This window comes from Nocardiopsis sp. NPDC006139, from assembly GCF_040614155.1.
GTDB classification, from domain to species: Bacteria; Actinomycetota; Actinomycetes; order Streptosporangiales; family Streptosporangiaceae; genus Nocardiopsis; species Nocardiopsis changdeensis.
The window spans coordinates 35,761-52,025 of record NZ_JBEXTT010000024.1 but is presented as its reverse complement, the minus strand read 5'-3'; the positions used below and the strand labels follow the sequence as shown (position 1 = coordinate 52,025).

Annotated in this window: 13 protein-coding genes; 2 read left to right on the top strand and 11 right to left on the bottom strand. The window is 74.2% G+C overall.

Translation table 11 applies throughout. The annotated features are described in order from the left end of the window. Positions 1 to 6 precede the first annotated feature (6 nt). Positions 7 to 897: an ABC transporter ATP-binding protein gene (locus tag ABZ249_RS26515; RefSeq protein WP_355268138.1), complete on the bottom strand. Its 891-nt coding sequence runs from the start codon at positions 895 to 897 to the stop codon at positions 7 to 9. A gap of 299 nt (positions 898 to 1,196) precedes the next feature. Here ABZ249_RS26515 and ABZ249_RS26510 point away from each other — a divergent pair, with 299 nt between their 5' ends. Continuing rightward, entirely contained in the window at positions 1,197 to 2,507 is a 1,311-nt protein-coding gene (locus ABZ249_RS26510) for a DUF4303 domain-containing protein (RefSeq protein WP_355268135.1), read from the top strand. Here ABZ249_RS26510 and ABZ249_RS26505 read toward each other — a convergent pair. The 3 genes from ABZ249_RS26505 to lhgO form a co-directional block, all read right to left on the bottom strand. Then, positions 2,504 to 2,896 (bottom strand): ADP-ribosylation/crystallin J1, encoded by a 393-nt coding sequence (locus ABZ249_RS26505; protein WP_355268262.1) that lies wholly within the window; start codon positions 2,894 to 2,896, stop codon positions 2,504 to 2,506. The two genes, ABZ249_RS26510 and ABZ249_RS26505, sit on opposite strands and share 4 nt — an antisense overlap. Positions 2,897 to 3,352: 456 nt before the next feature. Beyond that, a complete protein-coding gene (locus ABZ249_RS26500; RefSeq protein WP_355268132.1) occupies positions 3,353 to 5,617 on the bottom strand; it encodes a serine/threonine-protein kinase in 2,265 nt (754 codons plus the stop codon). Positions 5,618 to 5,702: 85 nt separating this feature from the next. Further along, positions 5,703 to 6,908: an L-2-hydroxyglutarate oxidase gene (gene lhgO, locus ABZ249_RS26495; RefSeq protein ID WP_355268129.1), complete on the bottom strand. Its 1,206-nt coding sequence runs from the start codon at positions 6,906 to 6,908 to the stop codon at positions 5,703 to 5,705. Between the two features lie 682 nt (positions 6,909 to 7,590). On the opposite strand from lhgO, the gene ABZ249_RS26490 reads away from it, so the two are divergent. After that, on the top strand, positions 7,591 to 9,249 hold the full coding sequence (locus ABZ249_RS26490) for a catalase (protein WP_355268126.1): 1,659 nt from the start codon (positions 7,591 to 7,593) through the stop codon (positions 9,247 to 9,249). A gap of 184 nt (positions 9,250 to 9,433) precedes the next feature. On the opposite strand, the gene ABZ249_RS26485 is transcribed toward ABZ249_RS26490, so the two are convergent. The 7 genes from ABZ249_RS26485 to paaA form a co-directional block, all read right to left on the bottom strand. Beyond that, on the bottom strand, positions 9,434 to 11,569 hold the full coding sequence (locus ABZ249_RS26485; protein ID WP_355268123.1) for a LamG domain-containing protein: 2,136 nt from the start codon (positions 11,567 to 11,569) through the stop codon (positions 9,434 to 9,436). A gap of 188 nt (positions 11,570 to 11,757) precedes the next feature. Next, a complete protein-coding gene (gene paaI / locus ABZ249_RS26480) occupies positions 11,758 to 12,135 on the bottom strand; it encodes a hydroxyphenylacetyl-CoA thioesterase PaaI (protein ID WP_220565721.1) in 378 nt (125 codons plus the stop codon). A gap of 38 nt (positions 12,136 to 12,173) precedes the next feature. Next, positions 12,174 to 13,274, bottom strand: coding sequence for a 1,2-phenylacetyl-CoA epoxidase subunit PaaE (paaE, locus tag ABZ249_RS26475; protein WP_220560722.1), 1,101 nt, complete (start codon positions 13,272 to 13,274; stop codon positions 12,174 to 12,176). A gap of 2 nt (positions 13,275 to 13,276) precedes the next feature. Next, positions 13,277 to 13,795, bottom strand: coding sequence for a 1,2-phenylacetyl-CoA epoxidase subunit PaaD (gene paaD, locus ABZ249_RS26470; protein ID WP_255646520.1), 519 nt, complete (start codon positions 13,793 to 13,795; stop codon positions 13,277 to 13,279). Continuing rightward, positions 13,792 to 14,670, bottom strand: coding sequence for a 1,2-phenylacetyl-CoA epoxidase subunit PaaC (paaC, locus tag ABZ249_RS26465; protein ID WP_220560720.1), 879 nt, complete (start codon positions 14,668 to 14,670; stop codon positions 13,792 to 13,794). Before paaC ends, paaD begins: the two co-directional genes overlap by 4 nt. A 40-nt stretch (positions 14,671 to 14,710) precedes the next feature. Next, complete coding sequence (paaB, locus tag ABZ249_RS26460; RefSeq protein ID WP_220560719.1) at positions 14,711 to 15,028, bottom strand: 1,2-phenylacetyl-CoA epoxidase subunit PaaB; 318 nt, start codon at positions 15,026 to 15,028, stop codon at positions 14,711 to 14,713. Further along, positions 15,025 to 16,017, bottom strand: a complete 993-nt coding sequence (gene paaA / locus ABZ249_RS26455; protein WP_355268117.1) for a 1,2-phenylacetyl-CoA epoxidase subunit PaaA — start codon at positions 16,015 to 16,017, stop codon at positions 15,025 to 15,027. The genes paaB and paaA overlap by 4 nt, the downstream gene beginning before the upstream one ends. Positions 16,018 to 16,265: the final 248 nt, after the last annotated feature.

The following is a 16,265-nucleotide window of genomic DNA, read 5'->3' as shown; positions in this document are numbered from 1 at the left end:
CGGCCGCTACTCGGCACCCATGGCGCGGAAGACGTCGTCCAGCCGGGTCGGCCCGGCCTGGAGGTCGCGCAACTCGACCGCGTGGTCCCGCGCCCAGTCCAGGAGGACGTGCAGCTCCTTCTGCAGGGCGGGGGTCTCGACGAGGAACGCCCCGTCCTCCCCGCGGACGGCGGGCAGGGGCGGCACCGGGGCGGAGGGCGGCAGGGAGAAGCGGACGGTCGCGGGCAGCGTCCGGGTGAGCTCGGAGACGGTCCCCTCGCGGCGCAGCGTGCCCTGGTGCATGAGCCCGATGCGGTCGGCGCGCTGCTGGGCCTCCTCCAGGTAGTGCGTGGTGAGCACGACGGTGGCGCCGTCCTCGCGCAGCCGGTCCACGGCGTCCCACAGGGCGTCCCTGGAGCGGATGTCCAGGCCGGTGGTGGGCTCGTCGAGGAAGACCAGCTCGGGTCCCCCGTAGACGGCGGTGGCGAAGTCGAGCCTGCGCTTCTCGCCGCCGGAGAGCTGGGACACCCGGGTGCCGGCCCTGTGGGAGAGGTCGACCAGGCCGAGCAGCCGCTCCACGCGGTCCGTGCGCCGGGAGAGCGTCCCGAACAGCCGGACCGACTCCCGGACCGTGAGGTCCGGTGAGAAGCCGCTCTCCTGGAGCATGATGCCCGTCCGGGGGCGGACGCCGCCGCGGTCGCGCGGGTCCCGGCCGAAGACGCGGACGGTGCCGGAGGTGGCGGCGCGGTGGCCCTCGACGGCCTCCAGGGTCGAGGTCTTGCCCGCCCCGTTGGTGCCGAGCAGGGCGTAGAGCTCCCCGCGCCGCACCTGGAAGGACAGGTCCTTGACGGCGTGGAAGTCGCCGTACTTCATGTTCAGGCTCTGGACGTCGATGACTGCCGTGGTGGAAGTGGACATGGCCCCATTACAGTCGGCGGCGCGCCCGCCCGGCAGTCCCGCCGTGTCACCACCCGGCCGTGACGTTCTCGCAGGTGAACGCATGACGTGGTGTCACTTCACACGCCCGCGGCGCCCGCGGTACACGTGCCGCCGTGCGCGGCCGCGTCCGCCGTTCTCCCCCGTGGCCCGTGTCCCGGGGCGGCCGGCGGCCCCTCTCCGGCACGGGTCTTCGGCCGCGCCGACGCGGGTGCGGGCGGTCCCCGTCCCCGTCTCCCGCTAGCCTGTCCCCCGCTACCGAACCGTGGAAAGGGGCGCCGGTGACCGATCCGAACGCCGTCAGCGCGTACGTCCTGCTGCGCGAGCGTCCGCCCGCCGCCGTGCTGGCGGCCCTGCACCGCGTCCTGGGCCTGGGCGTGTCCGAGGTGGCCCGGCGCGCCCTGTCGGGTGAGCCGCTGCTGCGGGTCGAGCTGTTCGGCGACGACCACGCCGAGGCGGCCCGCCGCCTGCGCACCGTGCTCGACCTGGTCGCGCCCCACCGCCACGAGGTGCACGAGTGCGTCGGCGGCGCCTCTCCCGGACCGGAGAACCGGACCGACGCGGCGGCCCTGCTCGCCGCCCTGGCCGCGGCCCCGGAGCCGCCCGCCCCGGTGCGCCCGGCACCCGATCCGGAGCTGACCCGCGTGATCGCCGAGGCGACCCGCGCCGCCGTCGCCGACCTGCGGGCGCGCCACCCCGAGCACTTCCACGCCTTCGCGCTCCTGACGACGGGCGAGGCGCTCCCGCCGTACCTGGCGGCGGGTTCGGCCGAGGGCGCGGCGCGCACCGGGGCCCACCCCTGGAGCCTGCCCGACGGCCCGTACGCCGTGTGGGGCTACGAGGAGCACTTCGGGGAGGTGGTGCGGGCGTTCGGGGCCCGCGGCGACCTGTTCGACCTCCCCGGCGAGCGGGACCGCCTCGCCGAGTACGCGACCCGGCTCGCGTCCATGGAGGAGGCGCTGCGCCGGTTGGACGCCGAGGGGTTCTTCGGTAGGGGCGCCGACCGCCTCGGCGTCCTGCTGCTGGCCGGGACCATGCCCCCGGACGAGGAGGACGCCGGCGCCGTCCGGCGGCTCAACCCGGCGGGGCCGCTGCGGGACTCGTGGCTGCGCGAGGAGTCCGACGACCCCGGCCTCCCGGTGGACGAGGGGGCCCGCGCCGAGCTCGCCGGCCACCGGGGCGGGCTCGCCCCGGCGCCCAACCCCTCGGTGGCCGACCTGTGGCGCACCACGCCCGGCCTGCACCTGGCGGACGGGACGGCGGTCTACGGCCCGCACACCCTGGCCGAGCGCAACGCCGCCTTCGAGGTCGCCCGCCACGCCCCCGGGTGGGTGCTCGTCGGTGACGACGGCGGCGGCCGCGGGCTCCTCATGCGGGAGGCCGGCCCGGACTTCGACCCGGCCACGGGGCGGGAGTCGGCGGAGGTGGTGCTGCTGGACCTGGGCGCGCTGTGCCCCGGGGTCGCGGACGAGGGGGAGTTCCTCACCGACGACCTCGTGGGGTGGCTGTCCCACCGGGAGCCCGCGGCCCGGGACGGCCGCGCGGGCGGCGCCCCGGGCCGCGGCGAGGGGCCGGTTCAGGGGCCGGCCTAGGGGGCGGTGCCGTCCCCGTCGTGGCGCAGGCCCTCGGGGTGTTCGGGCAGGAACGACAGCACCAGTCGGATCGGCCCCACCAGGTGGGCGTTGAACTCCTCCAGCTCCTCGGCCGGCACCCACAGCTCCAGGATCGTGCGCCCGCCCGCCTGCCGCACCGGGTAGCGGGCGGCGAAGTCCGCGTCCACGTCGAAGCGGGTCACGTACCCCGCCCCGGACCGGGGCAGGTTCCACTCGCGGGCGATGCGGGCGGCGTAGTCCTCGTTGAGGACGGGGTAGAAGATCGGCTGGTCCGGCAGGCGCGGCGGCCACTCCCGCCACCCCGACGCGCGCACCAGGTCCAGCTCCTCCGGCCCCGTCGGACGCCACAACGTCATGACCCCGGCCACACCGATCATCCCCCTCGTCGTCGGCACGGGGCGTTCGCACCCCGCGCGACCGGCAGCTTAGGGATTCCGTGGCCGGGTCCGCACCCGGTTTTTACCGGACGGGGTGAAAATCCCCGGGACCACGGGGAACACCCAAGCTGTACGAAGCGTTCTCACAGGTGAAGCGCCCCGAACCCCGGACCTCGAAACCCCGCAGACCCCGATCCCGCAACCCGCCGCCGAGGTCCCGAAGGCGCCGCACCACACATCACAGACCATGCGCGAACGTGCGCGTCGTGTCGGCAATGGGGGTTTCCGACACGAATTGATCGCCACGTTCGCCTTCCCAGCGGCCGGACCGCACTCAGTGCTTCTGGCCGCGCCCGCCGGGCCCGTGTTGGGGGACACGGGCCCGGCCTGTGTCCGGGGTCCGCCGCCACCGCGCGGCGGGCCCCGGCCTCTTCCCGTCCGGGCCGGTCAGGGCCGCTCGTGGTAGTCGATCAGGGTCCGCGGCCCGAACTCCACCGTGGTGAAGGGCCCGTCCTCGGCGACCGCCGAGGCCGAGTGGCAGGGGGACAGGTACCAGGTGCGCCCCTCGATCGTCCCGCCCAGGTCGCGGCGGAAGATCGCACAGGCCATCTCGCCGTCGACGAGCCAGGTGCCGCCGCCGCTCCCGCTGTAGCCGGCCAGGTACTCGAACCGGTCGGGGAAGGCCTCCTCCGGGGTGGTGCCGGGGTCGGTCATCGCCTCCGCGACCTCCATCGCGTAGTCGCAGTCCACCTCCCAGCCGCTGGCCTGGACGTCCCACTCCCGGTCGAACGCGGTCACGGTCCCGCACACCGGCGCGTGGACCGCGGCCCAGCCGGCCCCGTCCCCGGCGGACGCGGTCCGCGGGTCCTCCACCTCGACCGCCTCCCCGGTGGAGGTGAAGTCGACCCGCACCTCCCAGGAGCCGGTGGTGTACTCGGCCCGCACCGGGGCGCCGTCGGCGCCGACCTCCACCCGGGCGGTCGCCTCCTCCTCGGTGTGGACGCCCCCGGCCAGGACGCCGAGCACGGTCGGCCCCGTGTACACGGTCCCCCCTCCGTCCCGGGCGGCCTCCCCCGAGTCGGCCAGGGCGCGCAGCGGGGCGGTCGCCAGGCCGGTGAGGGAATCGGCGGTCACACTCGCGTCGACCGGCACGGGGGCGGCCGAATCGTGCCAGATATCACCGGAGAACCCCTCCTCCCAGGGGGCGTACACGTACAGCCCGCCGCGGTGGGCGGCCACGGCGGTGGTCCCCTCGCCCATGGCGGCGCCCCGGACGAGGAAGGTCCGCTCCTCCGCCGAGTAGAGGTACTCCTCCACGACCGTCTCGCCCCCGCCGACCGCCGTGCGCTCGACGCGGGCGGTGAAGCCCTCCCCCGTCTCCAGGACCTGCGCGGCGGCGAGCACCGCCTCGGCGGGGTCGTCGGCGACCCGCTCGTAGACCAGGTAGCCGCCGCCGGCCAGGCTCCCGGCGAGGAGGACCCCCGCACCGGCCGTCGCCGCCTTGGACCCGGCCACGGCGGCCAGTACGCCGCCGCCCTTGACCGTGGCCGCGCTCGTGACGGTGCCCGTGGCGGCCGTGCTCGTTCCGGCGGCGCCCGCCGCCGTGCCGCCCGCCGCGGTGCCGCCGGTGGCGGCCGCGCCGCCGCCCGCGGTCGCGGACCCGCCGCCGGAGAGCAGGGCGGTGCCGGCCAGTCCGGCCGCCGAGGCGAGGCCGACCGCGCCCGCCCACAGCCGCGGGTCGTGCCCGGCGGCGTCGACGCCCAGCCAGTGGGCGTCCAGCAGCGCCCGCAGGGTCCGGGCGGCGGGCACCCGGCCGCTCGCGTCGGTCAGGCCGAACTCCCCGGGTTCGGGCAGCAGCGCGCGCATGACCTGCACGGCGCGCGGGCGCGCCGCCGGGTCCACCGACAGCGCCGCCTCCACCAGGGGCCGGAGGGTGTCGGGGACCCCGTCGATGTCGTACTCCCCGGCCTCGACCCGGGCCCGCAGCTCCTGCGGGGTCCCGCCGCCGAACGGGTCGCGGCCGGTGGCGGCCAGCGCCACCAGGCCGCCCCAGGCGAACACGTCGGCGGCCGGGGCCGCGGCGGCCCCCGCGTAGCGCTCGGGCGCCACCCAGCCGGGGGTGCCGTAGGAGGCGGCGCGGTCGGTGGACCGGTCGGCGCCGATCTCGGTGGCGATGCCGAAGTCGACGATCCTGGGTCCGGTCGGGGACAGCACCACGTTCCCGGGCTTGATGTCGCGGTGGGCGATCCCGGCGGCGTGCAGGCCGGCCAGGCCCTCGGCGGTGCCGACCGCGAACGCCCGCAGCATCTCCCCCTCCAGCGGGCCGAACGCGCGCACATGGGCGCGCAGGTCGCGTCCGGGGATGTACTCGAAGGCCAGCCAGGGCACCCGGGCGGCGACGTCGGCGGCGTACAGCGCGGCGGTGCCGATGCCGCGGGCCCGGCCCAGCATCTCCACCTCGCGCGCGAACGCCTCCCGGTAGCGGCGCCTGCGGGCGTGGCGGGCGTGCACGGTCTTGACGGCGACGCACCGCCCGTCGGGGCCCACTCCCCCGTAGACGGCGCCCATGCCGCCCGCGCCGATGCGGCCGGCCAGGCGGTAGGGCCCCAGGGCGCGGGGGTCGTCGGCGGTCAGGGGCGCAAGGCCCGGAGGCGGCCCCAGAGGAGCGGTGGGGGCGGGGGCGGGCGGCTCGGGGGTGGTGGGGGTGCTCATCGGGCCCTCCCTGATCGGTGTCGCCTCCGGGGGATTCCCGGTTCCGCACCGTGTGACGCCCGTCCCGGCCCGGGTGTTCTCCGCCTCAGCCCCCGGGGCCGCCTTCGAGGGTGTCGGCGATGTGCTCGGCGATGGCCATGCAGGACGTGGCCGCGGGAGAGGGCGCGTTGCGCACGGCGGTGACCGGCCCGACCCGGTGGATGCGGAAGTCGTCCACCAGCGAGCCGTCGCGGTCCAGGGCCTGGGCGCGCACACCCGAGCCGCCGCGCACGACGTCGGCCGGCCCGATGTCGGGGACGTACCGCCGGGCGGCCCGCATGTAGGCGCGTTTGGAGAACGACCCGTACACCTCCGCGGCCCCGGTGCGCCAGTGGCGCAGCCCCATGGCCCAGAAACCCGGCCAGGTGAGGGTGTCGCGCAGGTCGGCGAGGCGGATGTCGGAGTGGCGGTAGCCCTCGCGGGCCAGCGCCAGGACCGCGTTCGGGCCGACCTCGACCTCCCCGGAGACCCGGCGGGTGAAATGCACCCCCAGGAAGGGATAGCGGGGGTCGGGCACGGGGTACACCAGCCCGCGCACCAGGTGCGCCTTGGCCGGGCGCACCAGCATGTACTCCCCGCGGAACGGCACGATGCGGGGCCCGTCCCCGTCCCCGGCGGCCCGGGCCACCCGGTCGCCGTGCAGGCCCGCGCACACGACCAGCCCGTCCAGGCGCAGGTCCTCGCCCCCGGCGGTGACGCGCACCCCGTCCCCGGCGGGGACGGCGGCGGTGACCGGGGCCCGGAACCGGACCTCGCCCCCGGCCGCGGCGATGTCCTCGGCGAAGGCGCGGGCGATGCGGGTGTAGTCGGTGATGGCGGTGCGCGGGGAGTGCAGGGCGGCCAGGCCGGCGGCGTGCGGCTCGATCTCGCGGATCCCCTCGGGCCCGAGGCGGCGCAGCCCCGGGACGGCGTTGCGGCCGGCCCGGGCGTGCAGGGCGTCCAGCCGGTCCACCTCCCGCGGCGTGAGCGCGACCACGAGCTTGCCGCACTCCTCGTACGGCAGTCCCCGCTCCGCGCAGTACTCCCGCAGCAGGTCCCGGCCGCGCGTGCACAGCCGGGCCTTGAGGCCGCCGGGCTCGTAGTAGATGCCCGCGTGCACCACCCCGGAGTTGTGCCCTGTCTGGTGCGCCGCCACCCGGTCCTCCTTCTCGAAGACCACGACACGGGTCCCCGGTCGGCGCAGGACCAGTTCACGGGCCGTGGCGAGCCCGACGATCCCGGCGCCGACGACGCCGATGCTCCGGTCGGCCATGGTGGACGCGTCCTCCCGTCGTCAGCCGTGCGCGCCCGGCGCGGGCGCGCCCCCGACGTTACCGCGCGTGGTCGAGGAGGCGACATCCGCGAATGTGACCTGGACATCTTTCAGGAATCGTGCTAGCCGGGAACATCCGACCGCCATGGCACGTTCTCTCAGGTGAACGCGGACGGAACCCGCCCCACGGGTCCGGAGCGTGACAACGAGACCATGTGCGAACGTGAGCGCTCGTGCCGGCAATGGGGGTTTCCGGCACGTACCCGACCGCCGCGTTCGCCTTCCCAGCGGCCGGACCGCATCCCGTGCATCCCGGCCGCACCCGCTGGGCCCATGTTGGGGGACATGGGCCCGGCCTGTGCCCGGGAGCGCGCCGTCCCCACCCGACGGCGCCCCCGGGCACCCCCATGTCCGGACCCCTTCTCCGAACGCGCCGCCCCGCGCCGGCGCCCCCGAGCGCCGTGCCCGCGCCGACGCCCCGGCCGCCCGGGCCCTCACCGGCTTCTTCTCCGGTGCTCCCCCGCGTTGACACCTCCCGGCCGCCCTGCGGCCGAAGGGCCGGGGCCGGGGGCGGGGCCGGTAAAAATCTGTCACTTTCCCGTGGCTCGGGGGTGTCCGTCGGCCGCCACGGGGCAGTGTGGGCGGGGGAACGGATCACGACGAGCGTCGGGGGACCACTCGCATGACGGACGTATCCAGCCGGGGACCGCAGCCGGGAGACGACCGGGAGGTGCTCACCAACCGCCAGGGGCACCCCGTCTACGACAACCAGAACCAGAGGACGGTCGGCGAGCGGGGGCCCGCGACCCTGGAGAACTACCAGTTCCTGGAGAAGATCAGCCACTTCGACCGGGAGCGCATCCCCGAGCGGGTGGTGCACGCCCGGGGCGCCACCGCCTTCGGCTACTTCGAGTCCTACGGGACCTGGGGCGACGAGCCGATCGAGCGGTACACGCGCGCCAAGCTCTTCCAGGGCAAGGGCAAGCGCACCGACATCGCCCTGCGCTTCTCCACGGTCATCGGCGGACGGGACTCCTCCGAGTGCGCCCGCGACCCGCGCGGGTTCGCGGTCAAGTTCTACACCGAGGACGGCAACTGGGACCTGGTGGGCAACAACCTCGCGGTGTTCTTCATCCGCGACGCCATCAAGTTCCCCGACGTCATCCACGCGCTCAAGCCGGACCCGGTGACGTTCCGGCAGGAGCCCAACCGCATCTTCGACTTCATGTCCCAGACCCCCGAGTGCATGCACATGCTGGTCAACCTGTTCAGCCCGCGCGGCATCCCGGCGGACTACCGGCACCAGCAGGGCTTCGGCGTCAACACCTACAAATGGGTCAACGCCGCGGGTGAGACCGTCCTGGTCAAGTACACCTGGATGCCCAAGCAGGGCGTGCGCAGCATGACCGAGGCCGACGCCGCGAACATCCAGGCGACCGAGACCGGGCACGCGACCAAGGACCTGCACGAGGCCATCGACCGGGGCGACTACCCGGAGTGGGAGCTGCTCGTGCAGATGATGAGCGACGACGAGCACCCCGAACTCGACTTCGACCCCCTGGACGACACCAAGACCTGGCCGGAGCAGGACTTCCCGCCCAAACCGGTGGGGCGGATCGTGCTCGACCGCAACGTGTCGAACAACTTCGCCGAGAACGAGCAGATCTCCTTCGGCACCGGCGTGCTGGTGGACGGCCTGGACTTCTCCGACGACAAGATGCTGGTCGGCCGCACCTTCTCCTACAGCGACACCCAGCGCTACCGGGTGGGCCCCAACTACCTGCAGCTGCCGGTGAACCGGGCCAAGAACGCGAACGTGCGCACCAACCAGCGCGACGGCCTGATGACCTACGAGCAGGACACGGGCGGGGAGAACCCGCACGTCAACTACGAGCCGTCCATCACCGGCGGCCTGCGCGAGGGGAAGTACCCCACGCACGACGAGCAGGGCCCGGAGATCCGGGGCCGGGTCACCCGCAAGCGCATCGCGCGCACCAACGACTACCGGCAGGCCGGTCAGCGCTACCTGCTGATGGAGCAGTGGGAGCGCGACGACCTCGTGCACAACTTCTCGACGCTGCTCTCCCAGTGCGACCGGGCCGTCCAGGAGCGCATGGTGTGGCACTTCCTGCTGGTGGAGGACGACCTGGGGCTGCGCGTGGGCAAGAGGCTGGGCATCAGCCCCGAGGACGTGTCCCACCTGGCGCCGCTGGAGAGCCAGAGCCTCACGGAGGAGGACCTCCGGCGCCTGTCGAAACTCGGCTCCAACGGCCCCCGCGACGTCTCCGGCCTGACCATGACCCACTGCGTCCCCAACGAGCGCCACGTCGTCGAACGCTGAGACGGCCGTACCGGACGGAGCCGTGCGCGCGGGCCGCGCCCGGCTCCGTCCCGTGGCGACGGGATTCGGACGGAGCGCCGCTCCCGCCTGCGACGGATCCACCGCCTCCGCTCCCGGCGGCGCACACCCCGGACACGGAAGGGGCGGCGGGCCCCGCCCGCCGCCCCTCCGGACCCGTCACCGGTCAGACGGGCGGGTATCCCATCGAGATCCTGCCGACCTCGTCACCGAGAACCACCCCTTGGTGGACCTGGGCGAGGCCGATGCCCCCCGTCCAGTGGCGCTCAACGCCCTCCGCCCCGGTACCGGCGCCGATGAGGACCGGCCCGTCCGCGTTCCAGGAGCCCTGACGCTCCACGGAACCCTGGAAAACCCTGTCGACGTAGAGAGCCAACGTCCCGTCCACGTGGTCGTACGTGCCGGTGAGATGGACCCACTGGGCGGAGCTCGCGAGGGAATCCGAGGAGACGCGGGAGACCGTGGCGCCGGAGGCGTCCTGCGCGGCGGTCTCGAAGAACCACTTCTCATCGGAGGCGTCGTACCCGAGGGCGAAACCGTCGGTGTGCCCACCGCTCTGGGAGAGGAACACGGCGTCCCGCCCGGTGTCGTCCAGACGCACCCAGGCGGAGGCGGTGAACCCGGTATCGGTGCGCACCGCAGGCCCTTCCGTGCTCAAGTACGCGGACCCGTCGAGCCGGGCGGTGGTCTCCCACGTTCCCTGGTTCATCTCGCCGTTCCACACCGTGGCCGGGTCTCCGTGCAGCGTGGCGTCGAGCCCGTGGTCGGAGCCGTCGTCCGCGGTCGGGCCCTGTGTCTCGTTCAGGCGCCACACGCCCTCCGGAACGACCGGGCGGGTCGCCCACTCCCAGATCTCGGAGCGACCGGAGAACGTGGCCGGCGTGTCCTCCGTGTAGAGCGTCCGGTCCCACACGGTGACGTGGTCGACGGCACCGGGCCAGTTCGACGCCTCCGGCCCGTACCCCGCGCCGAGGACGAACGCGCCTTCGGTGGTCCAGGGCGCATCGTGCTCGGCGACTCCCTGGCGGGCGCCGTCCACGTACAGGCTCAGCTCACCGGTTTCCGCATCGTGCATACCGGTGACCTGGGTCCAGGCCCCGGAGCGCACCGAGGCGGTGGACAGGATCCGGGTCTCCGCGGCAGCCGGATCGTCACCATTCGGCACGGCGAAGTACCACGCCTCCTCGTCGGCGTCATAGCCCAGCCGGAAACCGCTGACGTGCTCACCGTCCTGGGAGAGGGCGACGGCGTCGCGGCCGGTGTCGTCCAGGCGCAGCCATGCGGAGACCGTGAAGGTGCCGCCGGTGTCCACGACGGAGGCCTGTGTGCGCAGGGCGCCGCCCGCGGTGGAGGCCGCCGTGCCCTCCAGCCGGTAGTCGTAGCCCCACTCCTGGACGCCCGCCCTGCCCCGGGTCCAGTCGATGCCCCCGGCGGCCTCGGCGGTGCGCGTCGGGTCCATGGCGTCCGCGGCCGTGTCCCCGGCCCCCTCGTCCAGGGTGAAATGGGCGACGGGATCGGCCGGCGGTGCGACGAGGAATCTGTACACCGCCTTGCACTCCGAGGAGTTGCCGTAGGCGTCCACGCTCCTGGCGGAGATCGTGCGCGGACCGTCCTGCCGGGGAACGATGGTCACCGTCACGGAGCCCCCCGGGGTGTCGGGCTCCGCGAGGGTACTACAGGTTCGATCGTCCAGGCTGTAGTAGTAGGCGACCGCGGTGTCCACGCCGTTGCCGTCGAAGGTGAACTCGCCGGGGCGCCCGGGAGCCCCGTGGAAGCGGTTGTCCGAAGGATAGTCCTCGGAGGTCACCGTAGGCGGTGAGGCGGGCTTGGCCGTGCTGATCTCGATCCAGCAGCGTTCGGACCACTCCCCCGCGGCCTGGGGGTCGTGGGCGCGGGCGCGGTAACCGATGAGGACCTTCTCAGGGAGGTCCCGTGCCGTGACCGAGCGGGATTGGGGACCGGCGCTCGGGCCCTGTGCGATGTACGCGGACTCCGAACGGCCCAAGGCCTCCTCGGAGCCTTCCAGCGCCCACTCGAACTCGGCCTTGATCTGCTGGGAGACCCCGGTCGCGGCGGGGTCGGGGTCTGAGAACCGACCGCTCAGGGTGAGCTCGGTGCTGTTGAGAAGGGTGGGGTTCGCCTTGTCGGTGGAGCAGGCCTCTCCCCTGGCTGTGAGGGTCGCGGTGTCGGGCCGGTCGGGGGGACGGTTCTCGTCCGCGAGCGCGGGGGTCGGCCCGAGCAGGGACGAGACCAGGGCGATGGCGGCCGCGGCCGCCGTCGAACGGGTCAGGGAACGACGCATCAGGGGGATCACCCGTCTACCCGGCCCTCGTGGGGGCCGGGGGAGGAAACAGGTCGCAAATCATAGGAAACCTACAAATAAGCGAAAGTCGACCACAATACTCCTGGGCTCCCCGCGGTCGTTCTGGCCACTTGCGGTCACGCGTCGGGGCCGCCCGGGGACTTCCCCGGGCGGCCCCGACGCGTGTGTCAGCCCCTGGCGGGCAGGGTGCGGCTGCGGCCGCGGAACTCGGCGACGACCTCCTCGCCGCGGCGTACGGTGACGTCGTAGACGCCGCTGCGCCCGAACACCGTCCGCTCCTCGGCCGTGGCCACCAGCAGGTCGCCCTCGTGGGCCGGGGCCACGAACGTGACGTCGGCGCCCGAGGCCACGGTGACCCCGCGCCCGTCCACGTTGCAGGCGCACGCGAACGCCGTGTCGGCCAGCGTGAACACGAACCCGCCGTGGGCGATCCCGTGCCCGTTGACCATGAGCGGCCCCACGGTCATCTCCACCACCGCGATCCCCAGGTCGGCGCGCACCAGGCGCATCCCCAGGTTCTTGGAGGCCCGGTCGGCCTCGAACATCTCCCAGGCGGCCCCGTTGCGCACCGCGCCCTCCCCGCTCACGAGTCGAAGTCCACGGTCACGGCGTCGGTCTCGGGCAGCGCCTGGCAGGACAGCGCGTACCCGGCCGCCACCTCGGCCTCGTCCAGGGCGTAGTTGCGCAGCATGCGCACCTCGCCGTCGCAGACCTTGACACGGCAGGTGCCGCACACGCCGCCCTTGCAGGCGAAGGGCAGGTCGGGCCGGTACCGCTGGGCGGCGTCCAGCACCGGCACCCCGCGCGGCAGGGTCAGCGTGGTGGTGCGCCCGTCGAGGATGACGGTGACCTCGCTGGCCGGGCCCTCCACCTCCGGGTCCTCGTGGCGGGCCTGGGGCGGCGGCTCGGCGCCCTCGACGAAGAACAGCTCCTGGTGGACCCGCTCGGCGGACACCCCCCGCTCGGCCAGCACCCGGCGGGCGTCGGTGACCATCCCGAAGGGGCCGCACAGCCACCAGTGGTCGGCGGCGTCGGCCGCGACGATGGTGTCCAGCAGCGCCTCCAGCTTGGCGCCGTCCAGGCGGCCGGTGAACAGCTCGGCCTCGCGCGGCTCGCGGGACAGTACGTGCACCAGCTCGAAGCGGTGCCCGAACGCGTCCTTGAGGTCGGCCAGCTCGTCGGCGAACATCACCGTGTCGCTGCGCCGGTTGCCGTACAGCAGGGTGACGTGGGAGCCGGTGCGGCGCAGCAGCGACGCGGCCATCGACAGCATCGGGGTGATGCCCGACCCGGCGGCGATCATCACGTGCCTGGCGGCGGTGGACAGATCCGGGCAGAACCGGCCGGTGGGCACGCCCACCTCGACCTCGTCGCCGGGGCGCACCTCCTCCACCAGCCAGGTGGAGAACAGCCCGCCCGCGACCAGGCGCACGCCCACCCGGGGCGCGTCGCCCGCGGGCGCGCAGATGGAGTAGCTGCGCCGCTCCTCCACCCCGTCGACCTCCCGGCGCAGCGTCAGCGACTGCCCCGGGGCGAACGCGAACTCCTCGGCCAGGTGGTCGGGCACGTCGAAGCTGACGGCGACGGCGTCGTCGCACAGCTTCTCGACGGCGGCCACGCGCAGCCGGTGGAACACCGACCCGCGGCGCGGGGCCGCGGGGGCGTCGGTGACGGGTGTGGTCACGGTCAGATCTCCTTGACGTGCTCGAACGGTTCGAGGCAGGACCGGCAGCGGTGCAGCGACTTGCAGGAGGTCGCCCCGAACCGGGACAGCTCCTCGGTGTCGGCCGACCGGCACAGCGGGCAGCGCGGGGCGGTCCGGGTGGGCAGCAGGGTCAGCGGGACGGGCCCGGCGGCCCGCCGGGGGGCGGCCCCCGGCGGGGAGATGCCGTGCTCGGCGAGCTTGCGCCGCCCCTCGTCGGTGATCCAGTCGGTGGTCCAGGCCGGGGACAGCTCGGTGCGCACCTCGACGGCCCCGAACCCGGCGGCGCGCACCGCCCGGTCCACGTCCACCCGCATCTCGGCCAGGGCCGGGCAGCCGGAGTAGGTGGGGGTGATCCACACCTGCACGGTGCCCTCCCCGTCGATCTCGACCCGGCGCAGGATGCCCAGGTCGGCGAGGGTGAGCATGGGCAGCTCGGGGTCGGTGACGGCGGCGGCCGCGGCGCGGGCGCGCTCGACGTCCCGGACCGGTGCGGCGGTCACCACGTCGCCTCCGGGTGCTCGCGGGCCACCTTCTGGAGCTCGTCCAGCAGGGGGGCGAGCTCGGCGGTGTGGCGGCCCTCGCGCCCGGCCACCGCGGCCTCGGGGAAGGGGCCGGGGGCGGGCAGGGTGGCCTCGGTGAGGACCGAGGTCAGGACGGCGTGGACCTCGTCGCGGACGGTGACGGGGTCCACGGCCGCGTTCAGGCCCGCCAGGCGGGTCTCGACGGGGTGGGCGGCGAACAGCTCGCCGGTGAGCGGCCACACGTCGGCGACGGCCTCGGCCAGGCGCTCGTGCGAGTAGTCGGTGCCGTCGCCCAGGCGCAGCGCCCAGGACACCGCGTACTCGCGGTGGTAGGCCAGCTCGTTGACCCCCTTGGCCGCGATGGCGGCGACCACCGGGTCTGCGCTGTCGGCCAGCCGGGTGAACAGGGCCAGCCGGTGGCTGGAGAGCACCAGCAGGGTGACGACGGCGCGGGCGAAGTCGCCGCGGGGCGCCTCGGCCAGGTGCACGTTGCGGAACTCGTGCGGGGCGCGGCGGTAGGCGAAGGCGTCCTCGTCGCGGCCGGTGCCGTCGGCCTGGCCGGCGCGGGCCAGCAGCAGGCGCGCCTGGCCGAGCAGGTCCAGGGCGATGTTGGCCAGCGCCACCTCCTCCTCCAGCTCGGGCGCGTCGGTCACCCAGTGGATCAGCCGCTGGGCCTGGACCAGCGCGTCGTCGCCGAGCATCTGGCAGTACAGGGCCAGGTCGGCGCCGTCCACCCCCGCGGGGAGGGTGGTGTCGACGCCCGCGAGGGCGTCGGTGAAGCCGGTGCCGAAGGCCCAGCGGGCGTCGCCCTGGTGCTCTTCGACCAGGCCGGTGAAAATGTTGTCGCCACTCATGTGTTCTGTTCCTCGAAGCCTCGTCGTCCCGGGTCGCCGCCTAGATGTGCGGGACGTCCTCGGGGATGGGGTAGAAGGTCGGGTGGCGGTAGACCTTGTCTCCGCTGGGCGCGAAGAAGGGGTCCTTCTCGTCGGGGCTGGACGCGGTGATGTCCTCGGCGCGGACCACCCAGATGCTGACGCCCTCGTTGCGGCGGGTGTACAGGTTGCGGGCGTTGTGCAGCGCCATGGTGTCGTCGGGGGCGTGCAGCGAGCCGACGTGGACGTGGTTGAGGCCGCGCTTGCCGCGGACGAAGACCTCGTACAGCGGCCATTCCGGGCGGGCCGCGCCGGAGGTCGCGGTGGTGTCGTTGCTCATGCCGTGGCCTCCTGGAGGTTCTCGGTGTTGCGGGCCCCGGCCGCCTGCTTGGCGGCGTAGGCGGTGGCGGCCTCGCGGACCCAGCCGCCCTTCTCGTGGGCGGCCCGGCGGCGGGCGATGCGCTCGGCGTTCTTGGGGCCGGCGCCGGAGACGACCTGCTTGAACTCGACCCAGTCGGGCTCGCCGAAGTCGTAGTGGCCGCGGTCGGCGTTCCAGGCCAACTCGGGGTCGGGCAGGGTGACGCCCAGCTTCTCCGCCTGGGGGACGGTCATGTCGACGAACTTCTGGCGCAGGTCGTCGTTGGTGTCGCGCTTGATCCGCCAGGCCATGGACTGCGCGGTGTTGGGCGAGTCGGCGTCGGGCGGGCCGAACATCATCAGGGACGGCCACCACCAGCGGTCGACGGCGTCCTGGACCATCCGGCGCTGTCCCTCGGTGCCCTCCATCATGCGCATGAGCAGCTCGTAGCCCTGCCGCTGGTGGAAGGACTCCTCCTTGCAGATGCGCACCATGGCCCGGGCGTAGGGGCCGAAGGAGCTGCGGCACAGGGGCACCTGGTTGCAGATCGCGGCGCCGTCCACCAGCCAGCCGATGACGCCGACGTCGGCGAAGGTCGTCGAGGGGTAGTTGAAGATCGAGGAGTACTTCTGGCGGCCCTCGATGAGGCGCGTGGTGAGGTCGGCGCGGTCGACGCCGAGGGTCTCGGCGGCGGCGTACAGGTACAGGCCGTGGCCCGCCTCGTCCTGGACCTTGGCCAGGAGGATGGCCTTGCGGCGCAGGCTGGGCGCGGAGGCGATCCAGTCGCCCTCCGGCTGCATGCCGATGATCTCCGAGTGGGCGTGCTGGGAGACCTGGCGCACGAGGGTCCTGCGGTAGGCCTCGGGCATCCAGTCGCGCGGCTCGATGCGCTGGTCCGCGGCGATCTTCGCGTCGAAGTCCGCCTGGAGCGCGTCGTCGGCGCCGGGGGGCGCCTCCTGCGTCACGGTCATTGATCCATCCCCATTCATAACCGAACGTTCGGTCAGTAATTAGTATCCACGCATCCGGCCGCGCGGGTCAAGTCCGGGCGCGGGCGGGTCCTGCCTCGGACGGGCCGGCCAACGGGCGCGCTCCGGCCCCGGCGGAACGCCGTGGCGGCCACGGCAGGACGGCGCGCCGGTCAACGGGACACCGCGCGGACCCCGGCGGCCGGTGCCACCGGGGCCGACGCGGCCGCGGGGACCGGCGTGGTCACCGG

Excerpts from the sequence above, each read along its gene's own strand:
- ABZ249_RS26515 (WP_355268138.1), bottom strand. The coding sequence starts at position 897 with ATGTCCACTTCCACCACGGCAGTCATCGACGTCCAGAGCCTGAACATG.
- ABZ249_RS26500 (WP_355268132.1), bottom strand. The coding sequence starts at position 5,617 with ATGAGCACCCCCACCACCCCCGAGCCGCCCGCCCCCGCCCCCACCGCT.
- lhgO (WP_355268129.1), bottom strand. The coding sequence starts at position 6,908 with ATGGCCGACCGGAGCATCGGCGTCGTCGGCGCCGGGATCGTCGGGCTC.
- ABZ249_RS26490 (WP_355268126.1), top strand. The coding sequence starts at position 7,591 with ATGACGGACGTATCCAGCCGGGGACCGCAGCCGGGAGACGACCGGGAG.
- ABZ249_RS26485 (WP_355268123.1), bottom strand. The coding sequence starts at position 11,569 with ATGCGTCGTTCCCTGACCCGTTCGACGGCGGCCGCGGCCGCCATCGCC.
- paaI (WP_220565721.1), bottom strand. The coding sequence starts at position 12,135 with ATGTTCGAGGCCGACCGGGCCTCCAAGAACCTGGGGATGCGCCTGGTG.
- paaC (WP_220560720.1), bottom strand. The coding sequence starts at position 14,670 with ATGAGTGGCGACAACATTTTCACCGGCCTGGTCGAAGAGCACCAGGGC.
- paaB (WP_220560719.1), bottom strand. The coding sequence starts at position 15,028 with ATGAGCAACGACACCACCGCGACCTCCGGCGCGGCCCGCCCGGAATGG.
- paaA (WP_355268117.1), bottom strand. The coding sequence starts at position 16,017 with ATGACCGTGACGCAGGAGGCGCCCCCCGGCGCCGACGACGCGCTCCAG.